Source organism: Bacillota bacterium (assembly GCA_040754675.1).
Taxonomy (GTDB): Bacteria; Bacillota; Limnochordia; order Limnochordales; family Geochordaceae; genus Geochorda.
The window spans coordinates 1-13,384 of record JBFMCJ010000053.1 but is presented as its reverse complement, the minus strand read 5'-3'; the positions used below and the strand labels follow the sequence as shown (position 1 = coordinate 13,384).

Sequence of the window (13,384 nt, the reverse complement as noted above, 5' to 3'; positions counted from 1 at the left end):
CCGGGACCTCCACCCATCCATCGATGCAGAGCCTGGCCCGCTTTCTCATGATGCGATCGGTACGGTGCCGCCGCCTGAGCCGGAGCTACCTGGAGCAGGCCCGGGTCGCCCTCCACCTGCAGCGGGAGAGGTTTCGCAGCGACTTCCGGCCGGCGTACTGGGCGGGCATTCTCTACCTCCTCGAAAACCGCTTCTCGGAGGCCAGGCGTGAGCTGGAGGCTGCCGAACGGCTGAGCGGCGGCCCGGCGGCGGTCGTGGCCGCCGCGTGCGCCGACCTCCTGCTGGGGGACCCCCGGATGCTCACACCACGCCAGCGGGATCGCCTGCGGGTGGCGTCAGCGGCCGACCCGGCGGTCCACGTACTCGAGCGTACGGTGACGGGCACCCGGGCGGGGCCCGGGCGATACGCCCACCTGGCGGTGGAGGGGTGGGTCGCGCCGACTGGGGCCCTCATCTACCCGGCTGGTGAGGCCGCAAGGAACGCCTGGGAAAGCTCAGGGAGCGAACCGGTGTCGCAGCCCGCCGGGAGGACCGTACTTCATCTTCAGGGCCTGGCTTTTTCGCCGGTGACCGTGCGGGGTACGGGGGGTGCCCGCCGCCTCACCGCGCTGGAAGGCGAGCTGTTGCTGGCGTTTCTCTCCCTGCTCGCCGTGAAGCCCGACGGCATTGGCAGCCTGCCGGATGCCCTCTCTGATCGGCCCCTCACCCGGGACGTATGGGTCGGCGCCGTCTGGCCGTCGACCCCGGGAACGGTGGGCAGGCTGGACGGCGTCTTCTCGGCTGCCATCCGCTCCCTGCGGCTCAAGCTGGAGGCCGCCTGCCTGCACCCGGTCATCGAGGCGAGCCGGCGCGGCGGCTACCGACTTTCGCCGGGGGCACTGGTGCGGCTTCAGATGGATGTGGCGACCCTTGCCGGCAACTGGCTGCTCGCGCGGGTGCCGGCCCCGGGCAGGCCGGAGGTTCCGTGAAGGCGGTCCGCCTGATCCTGTTCGACCTGGACGGCACGCTGGTGCGTAGCGCGGGCGCAGGGCGGCGGGCCATCGCGAAGGCCTGGGCGGCCGTCTTCGGCCGGGCTGTAGACCTCGACGGCCGCTGGACAGCGGGGCGGACCGACCCCGCCATCTTCAGGGAACTCGGGCGGCGCTGCGGCCTCGAGTCGGAGCTTGAAGCCCGATGGCCAGAACTGGAGCGGCGCTACCTCTCGGCCCTGGAAGAGGAGGTGGCGCGCCATCCGGGCGAACTCCTGCCCGGCGTGGTGGAAATCCTGGAGTGGGCCGAGCGCCGGGGATGGGCCCTCGGCCTGGGCACCGGCAACCTGCGGGCGGGGGCCAGGCTCAAGCTCGCTCCGTTTGGCCTGAGCCGCTTCTTCCCGGTTGGCGGCTTTGGCGAGGACGGCGAGGACCGGGCAGAACTGCTGAAGGTGGCGGCCCGCCGGGCATCGCTGCGCTTCGGTCGTCCGGCCGACCCGGTCGTCGTGGTGGGTGACACGCCGCTGGACGTGGAAGCCGCCCACCGGGCGGGCTTTCTGGCCGTGGCGGTCGCCACGGGCCCCTATGGCGCTGACGACCTCCGGCAGAGCGGGGCCGAAGGGGTCCTCCAGAGCTTCGACCCGTGGAAACGTGCGGCGCGTCTTCTGGATTCGGTCTGTTCCCCCTCACGCTGAGGTGTCCGGGCGAAACTCTCTTCGCGAAGGCATTGCGCGTCGGCGGAGTTGCGGTAGATTGGAGATGCCCGCGAGGGGAGGCGGACGGCCATCGGCTGGAGGAAGGCTCTGGTAGGGTTTGACACGCGGCTTTTCTGGTACGTTCACCTGCGCCTCGCCAGAAGATGGCTGGACCGCTTCATGGCGCTGTGCACGAAGCTGGGCGGGGCGACGTTTACGGTGGGCGTGAGCACTGCCCTGGCGTTGTCGGGCGGCGAGGTGCGGCGGGTCGGTTACGCTGCTTTGACGGCGCTCGCCACCAGCCACCTGCTCGTGCAGCTGCTCAAGCGGCGCCTCGAACGCCCGCGTCCTTACCTGGTGCTGGCCGACAGCCGCAGCGTGGTGCTGCCCCTGCCCGACTACTCCTTCCCCTCCGGGCACACGGCAGCGAGTTTCGCCGTCGCCACCGTGCTGGCCGCCCGCTGGCCGGCGTGGCTGCTCTTGATGTTTGCCGCGGCGGCGCTGGTGGGCCTCTCCCGCACCTACCTGGGCCACCACTATCCCTCGGACGTGGTGGCCGGCGCTATCATCGGCGTCGGGTTTGCCTACCTGAGCCTCTACAGCTTCGGGGTTTAGGACAAGGTCTGCTACAATAGCCGCCGGGGTGAACCGCGCGTGCGGCCTGTCCGGGTGGCTGTCTGGACTCTCGGGTGCAAGGTCAACCAGTATGACAGCGAGTCCATCGCCCAACTTTTCCGGCGGCACGGCTTTTCGGTGGTGGGCTTCGAGGAGGAGGCCGACCTTTACGTCATCAACACCTGCGCCGTGACGGCCACCGGAGAGCACAAGAGCCGCCAGCTCATCCGGCGCGCCGCGCGGCGAGCACGCGGGAAGGGCGCCGTGATGGTGACCGGGTGCCTGGCGCAGCTGCAGCCCGGCCTCGTTGGGTCGATGGACGGCGTGGTGGCGGTGGTGGGCACCGACCGCCGCGGGCGACTCGTGCAACTGGCCGCCGAGTGGGCAAAAGGCGCCACATTGCCATCCGCCGCGCGCTCCGACGTGGCCGGCGCTCTTCGCGACGCCCGCCCCGCCTACGAGGAACTCCCGGTTGCCTGCTTTCCGGACCGGGCCCGTGCTGTCGTAAAGATCCAGGACGGCTGCGACGAGATGTGCACCTTCTGCATCGTGCCCTACAGCCGCGGCAGGGCCAGAAGCCGGGAGGCGGGTGCGGTGCTGGACGAGGTGCGCAGGCTCGTGGACGCCAACTTCCACGAGATCGTCCTCAGCGGCGTCAACGTAGCCGCCTATGGCCGCGACCTGGGGCAGCGGGACGGCCTTCTCCGGCTCCTGGAACGGATCGAGGCGCTGCCGGGGAGCTTCCGGATCCGCCTGGGTTCCGTCCTTCCCTCCGCCCTTACGTGCGAACTGCTCGCGTGGTGGGGAGGCTCGCAGAGGCTGTGCCCGCACATACACCTGTCGCTTCAGTCCGGAGACGACGGGGTGTTGCGCCGCATGGGCCGCCGGTACCGAGCCGACGACGTGCGGATGGCCGTCGGGCGCCTCCGAGGGATGCGGCCGGACCTTGCCGTCACGGCGGACGTGATCGTGGGCTTTCCCGGCGAGACAGAAGAGGCGTTCGGCCGCACGGTGGGTCTCGTTGAGGAACTCGGCATGATGCGGCTTCACCTCTTTCCGTTCTCACCGAGGCCGGGAACGCCGGCGGCGCACCTTTCCGGACGTGTGGACGGAGAAGCCGCCGCGCGGCGCATGCGGCAACTCTCGGCTACCGGCGAGCGCGCCGGCGCGGCATACCTCGAGCGGCTTTGCGGCCGCGAGGTGGACGTGCTGGTGGAGCGGCCGGCCCCCGGCTCGGCCCGATCTCAGGGCGTGGACGAGCACTACGCCCGGGTGGAGCTGGAAGGTGCCGCCGCAGGTTCCCTCGAGGCGGGGCGCGTGGTGCGGGCCCGGGTGGTGGGGACGGGGCCCCGGGGACTTCGCGCCGTCGTGGCAGATGCCGGCGGCGAGGGGAGGAGCGGAGTGGCAGGAACGGCGCCGTCCGCGTGGAATCTGCCCTAGTATCCCCGGTGCCGCGGGAGGGGCTTGACTTGCATAGCGGGTCCCGCCGGCCGGTCGCCGGACGACGAGGGGAGGTCCGGCATGGCCGAGGTCAGGGTCGGCGACAACGAATCGCTGGACGCGGCGCTCCGAAGGCTCAAGCGGATGATGCAGCAAGATGGCATCCTGGCTGAAATGCGGCGGCATGAGCACTACGTCAAACCCAGCGTGCGACGCAAGATGAAGGCGCGTGCGCGTCGGCGGCGTTCTTGAGGCGGCTGCGACGGCGCCAGGGTTCGGGCTGCCCGGCATCGTATAAGACGTCGGGCGGCCTCTTTTTTTGTCGCCCTGCACGGCCTGGAAGGGACGGGCGAGGGGTGGCGGGAGCGAAAGGCGGTTCGGCGCCCGGGCAAGCGGTGTTCCGGCGGCTTTGCACGGTTGCGGCGGTCGCGCTCCTTCTCCTGAGGAGCCTGTCAGGGGAGACCGGAGCGGCCGGCGCCGCCAGCAGGCCTCCGCTCGAGCCCCGGCCGGGTTCCCGTCCGGTCGTCTACGTGATCCCCATTCGCGGGGTGATCGAGGTCGGGCTTGCCGAGTTCGTCAAGCGGTCGGTGGCGGAGGCCAACGGGGCAGGGGCCGACGCCATCCTTGTAGAGGTCAACACCCCCGGAGGGCGCGTGGACGCTGCCGAGGAGATCCGGGATACCCTCCTGGACGCGGGCATTCCCACCATCGCGTTCATCTCGGAGCGGGCGCAGTCAGCCGGGGCCCTGGTCAGCCTGGCGTGCGACTACATCGTGATGGCGCCGGCATCGAGCATCGGGGCGGCCGAGCCCATCCCGGCCGAGGAGAAGATCATCTCCGCCCTTCGGGCGGAGTTTGAGGCCACCGCCCAGGCCAAGGGCCGCGACCCCCGCATCGCTGCGGCCATGGTCGACAAGAGCATCGAGATTCCGGGCGTCGTGGAGGCCGGCAAGATCCTGACCCTCTCGGACGCCAGGGCGAAGGAACTGGGCTTCATCGACGCGGTGGCAAAAGATCGGGAGTCTGCGGCTGCCGCCGTGGGACTTGTCGGCGCCCGCTTCGTCGAGCTCAGCCCCAACTGGGCGGAACGGATTGCACGCTTCTTGACCGAGCCTACGGTCAGCTCCCTTCTGCTCACCATCGGCTTTCTCGGGGTCATCTACGAGCTTGCGACGCCGGGATGGGGCGTGCCCGGCACGGTGGGGCTGATCGCGCTCACCCTGTTTTTCGGGGCGCGGCTCGTCACCGGGCTCGTCGGGTGGGAGGTCATCATCCTCTTCCTGGTCGGGATCGTGCTGTTGGTCGTGGAGCTGGTGGCGATCCCCGGGTTCGGGATCGCCGGGGTGCCGGGGCTTGTGGCCATATTCGCCAGCCTCTACCTTTCGTTCAAGGACGCGGCGTCGGCCCTGTACGTGGTGGGCGGGTCGGTGGTCATGACCGTCCTCGTGGGGGCCCTGACGTTCCGCTACATCCGCAAGAGCCGTACATGGAGCCAGATCGTGCTCAAGACGCGGCAGTGGCGCGAGGAAGGATACACGGCCCCGGCCGAACATCACAGATGGGTGGGGCAAAGAGGCCGGGCCGTGACGCCCCTGCGGCCATCCGGGGTCGTGGAGATCGGCGGCGAGCGCCTGGACGCAAGCACGGACGGAGAGTTCATCGACACCGGCACGCCCGTGGAGGTCGTCAGGGCGGAGGGGCTTCGCATCGTGGTCAGGGCCCAAAGAGCGGAAAGAGAGGGGTAGCGCGTGGAGCAACTGCTGGTCTTCTGGCTGCCGGTCATCCTGATCGTCATCGGTCTCGTGGTGTTGCTCAACTTCATCCCGGTGGGCCTCTGGATCTCCGCGTGGGCGGCCGGGGTGCCGGTGGGCATCTTCACGCTGATCGGGATGAGGCTACGGCGAGTTCCGCCGGCCGGGATCATTCTGCCCCTCATCAAGGCCCAGAAAGCGGGGCTGGACGTGGCCATCGACAAGCTCGAGGCGCACTTCCTGGCGGGCGGTAACGTGGACCGGGTGGTGGACGCCCTCATTGCCGCGCAGCGGGCCAACATCAACCTCACCTTCGAGCGGGCGGCCGCCATCGACCTGGCGGGGCGCAACGTGCTCGAAGCGGTGCAGATGAGCGTCAATCCCAGGGTCATTGAGACGCCCGTGGTAGCCGCCGTGGCCAAGGACGGGATCGAGTTGAAGGTGAAGGCGCGGGTAACGGTGCGCGCCAACATCGACCGGCTGGTCGGGGGCGCCGGGGAGGCCACCATCATCGCCCGGGTGGGCGAGGGCATCGTCACCACGGTGGGCTCGTCGGAGAGCCACAAAGAGGTGCTGGAGAACCCGGATCGCATCTCCAAGACGGTGCTGTCCAAGGGGCTGGATGCCGGGACGGCGTTCGAAATCCTGTCCATCGACATCGCCGACGTGGACGTGGGCCGCAACATCGGAGCCCAGCTCCAGGTGGACCAGGCCAACGCCGACAAGAACATCGCCGAAGCCAAGGCCGCCGAACGGCGGTTCGGCGCCCTCGCGCGGGAGCAGGAGATGCTGGCGATGGTCCAGGAGATGCGGGCAAGAGTGGTGGAGGCCGAGGCGGAGGTGCCCAGGAGCCTGGCGGCGGCCCTGCGGGAAGGCAAAATCGGGGTCATGGACTACTACACCATGCAGAACATCCTCGCCGACACCGCCATGCGGCAGGCCATCAGCCGCCTGAGCGAAGCACAGGGGCCAGCGCCGGGGCGCGAGCCGACGCCCGGAATGGTGGGCGGCGCTCCGGGCGCCGGGCCTTCAGGTCCGGTCGGACCCGGGCCCGGGCAGGGCCGTTAGGGGAGCGCACCCACATGGCCGGTAAGGGGCGGTGGCGCCCGTAGACGACCTGTTTGAACTGCTGATCTGGCTTCTCATCCTCACGTTCGGGTGGCTGTGGAGCTCGGCCCGCGGCCAGCGCGTATCCCGGCGCCGTCCGGCGGCGGCGAGGACGGGCGAGGTCACCGCCGGGCGGCCGGCCGGAGCCGAACGGCAGCGCCGCACGGGTGCGGTGCGGGACCGCCAACCCCTCGCGGGGAGGCGGCCGCCGCCCTTCGAGGCTCCTCTCGGGGAACCCCTGGAGGGTAGAGGGGCCGGGAGAGAGGGACCCCGGCCGGAAGGCGTGCCTATCCTCCGAAGCACCGGTGCAGGGCTTTTCACGGGGGACGTCGCCGAACGGGGCCCGACAGTGGCAGGGCCGTTTGCAGGCCTTTCGGGGGGGGACCTGGTGCGGGCCATCGTGACGGCCGAGGTGCTGGGGCCGCCGCGCGGCCGCCGGCCTTATCGCTGGGCCGGGGCGGCAGGGACGTTTCGGAGGACCCGCTGAGACAGGGCCCTGAAAGCCCTCAACCTTCAGGCCATGCGGGAACCCGCGCGCCCCCCGGAAGCGGACGCGCCCACGACACTGCCCAGCAGGCCCAGCGGTGCCAGGAAGAACAGGGAGATGACCACGCGGGACGGGACGATGAGGGCGGCGATCCGGGAACCGCCGGGGACCCCCGCCAGGGCCGGTGCCGAGAGCACCAGGGCCAGCCCGGTCGCCCCGGCGGCAAACGACAACAGGGTGTAGAGCATCGCCCGGCCGGCCCGCTGGGTACGAACCCCGAGAAGCAGCCCCACGGCCAGCGACATCGCCAATGCCGCGGCCGCACCGTGCCGGGCGAGCCACGGAAAGGGGCTGAGGGCCGGAAGCCACCAGTTGGTCAGGAAGAACGACACCGTGCCCCCGCCCCCGAAGAGGGAGGCCAGATCCCCCAGGAAGAGGCGCACCGCTCGCGAACGGTCGGTCTGTTGAGCCAGGATGGTCATGCCCGGGCTGCTACGATCCCTCCACGTCGGGATACAAGGCTTCCCGGCTGAACGTGCGGGCTCCCAGCACCGGCAGTTCGAGCCGGCCGGAGAGGTAGAAGCGCCAGGACGCCCCTGCCCCGTCTCCGGCGGGCGGCCGGGCCGTCTCCGTGCCGGCAGGGAAGGTCAGGGTGAGCTGCCCGGTCGACGAAGGGGCGACGACCAGCGGGTTTTGCCGAAGGTCGCGGCTGGCGGCGCCCAGGTAGTCCCCTCCGTGCCACGCGAGCACCTGCACTTCCAGGAGTGTGACCGGCCACGGGCCCGGGTTGCGGTAAAAGAGCGAGAGCTGCAGCGCAGGGGAGACCGCAGCGACCTCCACGCCCACCTCGAAGAGGCTGAGGGTGCGAGCACCCTCCACGTATTGCCGGCTCATGCGGGTGGTGCCGGCGGCACCCAGGATGCCCGAAACCAGTAGCACGAACGCGGCAACGCTCGGCCCGCGAAAACCCCGGGCTACCACGACGAAGCCCCGCCTTCCTGATGGGCTTGTTTCGACAGACCGGGGCAGCTGTCCTCGCTATGCGGGGCGTGACGGTCCCGAGCGCGCCGGCACGCCGCCTCGAAGCAGGGCCGAGCGCAGCGCGGCCGCCCATGACCGGCGTTCGGAAGGCCGTTTCGATACCCTGACGGCTGCCGGGGTCGCAGCGAGGGTCCGCGGGCTGAACGCCTCGCGCACGCCATCGCCCAGGAAGTTGTAGCTGAGGACCGCGAGGAAGATGGCGAAACCCGAGACGAGCGTCCAGGGGTATCGTGCCATGCTGTTGACGTTGGTGGCCTTGCTCAACATGTTGCCCCAGCTTGCGTACGGCTCCTGGACGCCCACGCCGATAAGGGACAGCGCGGCCTCGGCGATGATGAAGCCCGGCACTGACAGGGTGGCCGCCACGATTGCGTATGAGACGGTGTTGGGCAGGATGTGCCGCCAGATGATGCGCAGGTGGGTCGCCCCCACGGCCCTTGCGGCCGCGACGAAGTCCTGCTCTCGCAGCGACAGCACCAGGCCCCTCACCGCCCGGGCCGACCCGGGCCAGCCCACCAGGCTCAACACGAGCACCACGAGGAAGAAGCGCTGCTGTGAGGGCAGGTTCAACGGCAGCACCGCGCTCAGGGCCACGAGCAGGTAGAAGCTGGGGATGGCCAGCACGATTTCGGCAAGGCGCATCATCACGTTGTCGACGCGCCCGCCGAAGTAGCCGGAGATCCCGCCGTAGATCAGACCAATCAGGAGCGTCACCGCAATGCCGGCTACGCCGATGAAAAGCGACCGGCGGGCACCGAACAAGAGGCGGGAGAAGATGTCTCGACCCATGTCGTCAGTGCCCAGAAGATACAACCCGGCGGGAGGATCCACGCCGATCAGGTGCACGTCGGTGGGAATGAGCCACAACAGGCGGTACGGTTCGCCGCGCACGAAAAAGCGGACGGGGTAAGGCTGCGAACGATCCTCCTCATAGATCCGGCGGCTGCGGTCTACCAGCCTGAAGTCGTAGACGAACGGTCGGCTCAGGGCACCGTCCTGCGTCACGATGTGGATCCGGGTGGGCGGGTGGTAGAACTTCCGCCGGTTGGTGTACAGCTCCGAGTAGGGCGCCACGAAGTCGGCAAAGATGGCCAGCAGGTGCATCGCCAGGAGCACCAGCCCTGCCGCCCTGGCCACGCGGTTTCGCTTCAGCCGGGTCCACCCGGCACGCCAGAGCGAAACGGACTCCGCCTGCTGAGGCTGCTCCTGATCGTGGAGGATACGCTCGGCGATGGTCATTGGAGCCTCACCCTCGGATCGGCCCACGCCAGCAGTATGTCGGCGACCAGGTTACCCACCACTAGCAACACCCCTGCCATCAGTACGGTTCCCATCACGACGTAGTAGTCGTAGGCTCTCAGCGCTTCCAGCACGAGCCGCCCCATGCCGGGCCATCCCGTGATGATCTCCGTGAGGGCGGCGCCGTTGAGGAGGCTTCCGAGTTCGAAGCCGAAGATGGTGATCATGACGTTGAGGGCGTTGCGAACCCCGTGCTTCCAGACGACGCGGCTCTCGGGCAGCCCCTTGGCCCGGGCCGTTACGACGTACTCCTGGCCCAGCACGTCGAGCATGCCGGATCTCAGGTACCGGGTGAGGGAGGCCATGCTGGCGGTGCCGAGCACCACAGCCGGCACGATGAGGTGCCTGCCGATGTCCGCCACCTTTCCCCACGTGGAAAGCGAGGCGAAGTCGCTGCTCGTCATGCCGCCAACGGGCAGGGGTAGATTGAAGTGAACCACGAGGTACAGGAGCAGGAGCGCCAGGAAGTAGTTGGGGATCGAGAGCCCGATAAAGGCCGCGAACGTCAGCACCCGGTCGTACGTCGAGTGCGCCTTGACGGCGGCGTACACCCCGGCGGGAAAGGAAAAGGTCCAGGCAAGCGCAAGCGACGCAACCGAAAGCAGCAGGGTGTTCAACAGGCGCGTCCCGATGAGGTAGCTCACCGGCGCGCCGTAGTTGAACGAGTGGCCCAGATTGAAGTGCAGCACGTTCCACAGCCACCGCCCGAACTGTACGTAAGCGGGCTGGTCAAGCCCGAACTGGCGGTTCAGCTGTTCGATGGCCTCCGGGCTCACGTCGGGGTTGAGCCGGAGCAGGTCGAGGTAGTCGCCGGGGGCCAGCTTCATGACAAAGAAGGTCAGGACGCTGACCCCTAGCATCATGGGGATGATGTACAGCAGCCGCCGCAGGATGTAACGCCACATCGAGTTGTACGCCCCTCAGCCAAGGTGCCGCCCAAGGCGGGCGGGCCGGAGTTACAAGAGGCTCCGGCCCCGCCTGCCGAGGACCGTGCTAGCGCCGGTCGATCCAGAGTTCGTCGACCTGGTACAGAAGGCCCCGGGCAAACGCCGTGGGCTGGGCGTTCTTCACGTAGTTGTAGACGGCGTACCAGGCTTCGGGGTTCACCGTGTAGATGAGGGGAAGCTGATCGGCCACGAGGTCCTGGAACTCGTTGTAGTACTTGCGCCGCACGTCGTTGTCCAGGTACTTGGTGGCCTCTTCGAACAGGAAGTCGATGCGCGCCTCCCAGGCGGTAGCCGGCTGCTTCTGGCCCGGGTACCACATGTGGAGGCCGCCGTTGGACATCCAGACGTTGCGGCCGGTGGCCGGCTCGGGGCCTCCGGTCAGGCCGATGATGATGGCGTCCCAGTCGTACGTCTCCGTGAGCTTCCTGACCAGCACGTTGAAGTCGATGGGCTGGAAGTTGACCTTGATGCCGAGGCGGGTCAGGTCCTCCTTCAACAGCGACCCGATCGTCTCTCTGGCGCGGTTGCCGGCGTTGGTGAGAAGGTCGAACTCGACGAGGTTCCCATCCGCATCCCGCAGCCGGCCGTCGGCGCCGCGCCGGAAGCCGGCCTCGGCCAGCAACTCCTGCGCCTTCTTCAGGTCATACGGGTACTGCTTCACGTCCGGCTTGTGGAACACCTTGGCTGCCGGCCCGATGGGACTCCACTGGGGTTGGGCCAGCCCCGCGAAGGCCAGGTCGATGATCGACTCCTTGTCTACCGCGTACGCCACGGCCTGGCGGAAGAGCTTGTTGGTGAACCACGAGAGCTTCGGTTGCTTGATGGTGTTCGGGTTCTGGTTGAAGACGATGAACTCGCTGCCGAACGTGGGGCCGCCGTTGATGAGCCGGAAGCCCTTGGACGCCGCCTCCATCTGCAGGTCGGCCACGTAGCGGCGGTCGGGCGCCAGGTAGTCGATCTCCCCGGCGCGGAATTTCAGGAGCTCCACGTCCTGGCTTTCGACGATGGTCTCCTCCAGCCGGTCCAGATACGGAAGCTGCGTGCCCGCCTTGTCGAGGCGCCAGTAGTTGGGATTGCGCTCGTAGACGATCCGCTGCGCCGGCACGTACTCGACGATACGGAACGGCCCGGTGCCGACGATCTTCTTGGGGTCGGTGTCGATCCCCCACATCTCGTTGAACTTGCCGGCTTTCCATGCGTCGTAAAGCAGGTGGCGCGGCATGATGGGCACGCCGATGCTGCGCAGCAGCGGCGCGTAAATCCTGGGCAGCGTGAAGCGCACGGTGTACTGGTCTACCTTCTCGTACTTCAAGGGCTTTCCGTCGATGGTCAGGCCGAAGCGGAAATTGTTAGGGATGTTCTGGTCGTAGACCAGGTCGTACGAGAAGATCACGTCGTCTGCAGTAAGTTCCTGCCCGTCGTGCCACTGCACGCCGCGGCGGAGGTAAAACGTCCAGACGAGGCCGTCCTCGCTGTACTCCCACTTCTTCGCGAGCGCCGGAATGATCTCCGTGGTGCGGCCGTCGGCGGTCACGAGGCCTTCGAAGACCCTGCCAAGGACGTCGGTGGACGACGTCTCCTTGGCGAGGTAGTAGTTGAACGTCTTGGGCCCGCTGCCGAACGACGAGTACCGCAACGTACCCCCACGCTTGCCAATGGGAATGTCTGCTACGTCCGGGTCCTGCGTAGTGGCAGCTGCTGCGGCGGTGACCGAGAGAAGCGACACCAAAAGCGCCACCGCCACCCCCACACTGGCCAACTTCGCGCGCCCTCCACTCATCCTTCCAAGCGCCTCCTTCCGGCGCGGGTAAACCCGCTCAGGTGGCCCTAACGTTCGGCATCCCCCGGCTCGTTCCCTCCAGGATCCGGAGGCGAGGAGCGGGTATGGGGCCGGGGCCTTGCGGAGGCAGGCGGCGAGGGCCACAATGTCGGTGTGCGCCGCACGCGCTGCACAGGAGGAGGCGTAAGGCGTCCTTGGACTTCCGGCTGACAGAAGAGGCAGCGGCGAGCAACTTCACGCAGCCTCCACCCTCCCGGGCAGGGGTGAAGGCGATCGACGTGCACACCCACACGCACGTGATGCCCGAGGCGAGCCTTCTCATGCAGGCGGCCGACCTCTACGGGATCGACACCCTGGTGGTCATCGCGCGGGAGCACCTGGAGCCGGCGGCCATCGCCAACGGCTGGGCGGGGCGCGTTCTGGTGGCCCCGCAACTTCGCTACGACCTCCTGGAAGACGAGAAGGCGTTCGCTGTCGAGAACCGCCGGCGGGTGGAGGAGGCCCACCGGCGCGGGGCGCGGCTGATCAAGTTCTGGTTTACGCCGCGCTTTTATGCGATGACCCGCCTGCGCCTGGACGACCCGCGCCTCGCCCCGGTTCTGGAACGCATCCAGGAACTGGGTCTGGGCCTGCTGGTGCACGTCTCCGACCCTGACATCTGGTTCGAACGGGTCTACACCGACCGGGCGCTTTACGGCTCGAAAGCCGACCAGTATCCGCCGCTCGAAGCCGTGCTGGAGCGCTACCCTCGGACTTCCGTCATCGCGGCGCACATGGGCGGCGACCCGGAGCACCTCGACCACCTGCAGGCGCTGCTCGACCGCTATCCCAACCTCTACCTGGACACCAGCGCCACCAAGTGGATGATCCGGGAGCTGGGACGCCGCCGCGACGAAGCGCGGGCGTTTATCATCCGAAACGCCGAGCGCATCCTCTTCGGCACCGACCAGGTGGTGACGGCCAATTCGGACCTGGTGCGCTACACGTCCAGGTACTGGGCGCACCGGATCTTCTGGGAGACCGATGCGGTCTGCCCCTCGCCCGTGGAGGACCCGGACTGCGACGGAATGCCCGTCATCCGGGGGCTTTCGCTGCCGTCCGAGGTGCTGGCGCGCGTCTACCGCACCAACGCCGAGCGTGTGTTGAGGCTGTCAGACTAGCGGTCGGTGCGGGGAGGGAAATCCTTCCGGCGGCGCTTGTCGCCCTCGGGGGGCGTCTCGGTGGGCGGGTAGAGGTCGGCGTCATCCGGGTTGT

14 protein-coding genes are annotated in these 13,384 nt (G+C 68.5%); 9 read left to right on the top strand and 5 right to left on the bottom strand.

Annotated elements, in window-relative coordinates; all coding sequences use genetic code 11:
- The 8 genes from AB1609_05125 to AB1609_05090 all read left to right on the top strand — a co-directional run.
- A partial coding sequence (locus AB1609_05125; protein ID MEW6045851.1) for a hypothetical protein occupies nt 1–968 on the top strand: 968 nt, incomplete at its 5' end.
- Nucleotides 965–1,663 (top strand): HAD family hydrolase, encoded by a 699-nt coding sequence (locus tag AB1609_05120; GenBank protein ID MEW6045850.1) that lies wholly within the window; start codon nt 965–967, stop codon nt 1,661–1,663. The genes AB1609_05125 and AB1609_05120, both read left to right, overlap by 4 nt.
- A 180-nt stretch (nt 1,664–1,843) precedes the next feature.
- On the top strand, nt 1,844–2,278 hold the full coding sequence (locus AB1609_05115; GenBank protein ID MEW6045849.1) for a phosphatase PAP2 family protein: 435 nt from the start codon (nt 1,844–1,846) through the stop codon (nt 2,276–2,278).
- A 39-nt stretch (nt 2,279–2,317) separates the two neighbouring features.
- A complete protein-coding gene (gene mtaB, locus AB1609_05110) occupies nt 2,318–3,718 on the top strand; it encodes a tRNA (N(6)-L-threonylcarbamoyladenosine(37)-C(2))-methylthiotransferase MtaB (GenBank protein ID MEW6045848.1) in 1,401 nt (466 codons plus the stop codon).
- An 81-nt stretch (nt 3,719–3,799) separates the two neighbouring features.
- Nucleotides 3,800–3,970: a 30S ribosomal protein S21 gene (gene rpsU / locus AB1609_05105; protein MEW6045847.1), complete on the top strand. Its 171-nt coding sequence runs from the start codon at nt 3,800–3,802 to the stop codon at nt 3,968–3,970.
- A 104-nt stretch (nt 3,971–4,074) separates the two neighbouring features.
- The gene (locus tag AB1609_05100; GenBank protein ID MEW6045846.1) at nt 4,075–5,463 is read left to right on the top strand and encodes a nodulation protein NfeD; all 1,389 of its coding nucleotides are present in this window, start codon (nt 4,075–4,077) and stop codon (nt 5,461–5,463) included.
- 3 nt (nt 5,464–5,466) lie between these two features.
- A complete protein-coding gene (gene floA, locus AB1609_05095) occupies nt 5,467–6,537 on the top strand; it encodes a flotillin-like protein FloA (protein ID MEW6045845.1) in 1,071 nt (356 codons plus the stop codon).
- A 31-nt stretch (nt 6,538–6,568) separates the two neighbouring features.
- Complete coding sequence (locus AB1609_05090) at nt 6,569–7,063, top strand: hypothetical protein (protein ID MEW6045844.1); 495 nt, start codon at nt 6,569–6,571, stop codon at nt 7,061–7,063.
- Nucleotides 7,064–7,089: 26 nt separating this feature from the next.
- On the opposite strand, the gene AB1609_05085 is transcribed toward AB1609_05090, so the two are convergent.
- From AB1609_05085 to AB1609_05065, 5 genes are all read right to left on the bottom strand, one after another.
- On the bottom strand, nt 7,090–7,545 hold the full coding sequence (locus AB1609_05085; protein MEW6045843.1) for a hypothetical protein: 456 nt from the start codon (nt 7,543–7,545) through the stop codon (nt 7,090–7,092).
- Between the two features lie 10 nt (nt 7,546–7,555).
- Nucleotides 7,556–8,044, bottom strand: coding sequence for a hypothetical protein (locus AB1609_05080; GenBank protein ID MEW6045842.1), 489 nt, complete (start codon nt 8,042–8,044; stop codon nt 7,556–7,558).
- Nucleotides 8,045–8,101: 57 nt separating this feature from the next.
- Nucleotides 8,102–9,343: an ABC transporter permease gene (locus AB1609_05075; GenBank protein MEW6045841.1), complete on the bottom strand. Its 1,242-nt coding sequence runs from the start codon at nt 9,341–9,343 to the stop codon at nt 8,102–8,104.
- The gene (locus AB1609_05070; GenBank protein MEW6045840.1) at nt 9,340–10,308 is read right to left on the bottom strand and encodes an ABC transporter permease; all 969 of its coding nucleotides are present in this window, start codon (nt 10,306–10,308) and stop codon (nt 9,340–9,342) included. Before AB1609_05070 ends, AB1609_05075 begins: the two co-directional genes overlap by 4 nt.
- Before the next feature lie 88 nt (nt 10,309–10,396).
- Nucleotides 10,397–12,130 (bottom strand): ABC transporter substrate-binding protein, encoded by a 1,734-nt coding sequence (locus AB1609_05065; protein ID MEW6045839.1) that lies wholly within the window; start codon nt 12,128–12,130, stop codon nt 10,397–10,399.
- Nucleotides 12,131–12,324: 194 nt separating this feature from the next.
- On the opposite strand from AB1609_05065, the gene AB1609_05060 reads away from it, so the two are divergent.
- Nucleotides 12,325–13,290 carry an amidohydrolase family protein gene (locus tag AB1609_05060; protein ID MEW6045838.1) on the top strand — a complete coding sequence of 322 codons (966 nt, stop codon included), beginning with the start codon at nt 12,325–12,327 and terminating at the stop codon, nt 13,288–13,290.
- Nucleotides 13,291–13,384 lie beyond the last annotated feature (94 nt).

What these genes read in the sequence shown, in the direction of transcription:
- AB1609_05115 (MEW6045849.1), top strand. Translation starts at nt 1,844, where the DNA reads ATGGCGCTGTGCACGAAGCTGGGCGGGGCGACGTTTACGGTGGGCGTG.
- rpsU (MEW6045847.1), top strand. Translation starts at nt 3,800, where the DNA reads ATGGCCGAGGTCAGGGTCGGCGACAACGAATCGCTGGACGCGGCGCTC.
- AB1609_05085 (MEW6045843.1), bottom strand. Translation starts at nt 7,545, where the DNA reads ATGACCATCCTGGCTCAACAGACCGACCGTTCGCGAGCGGTGCGCCTC.
- AB1609_05075 (MEW6045841.1), bottom strand. Translation starts at nt 9,343, where the DNA reads ATGACCATCGCCGAGCGTATCCTCCACGATCAGGAGCAGCCTCAGCAG.
- AB1609_05070 (MEW6045840.1), bottom strand. Translation starts at nt 10,308, where the DNA reads ATGTGGCGTTACATCCTGCGGCGGCTGCTGTACATCATCCCCATGATG.
- AB1609_05065 (MEW6045839.1), bottom strand. Translation starts at nt 12,130, where the DNA reads ATGAGTGGAGGGCGCGCGAAGTTGGCCAGTGTGGGGGTGGCGGTGGCG.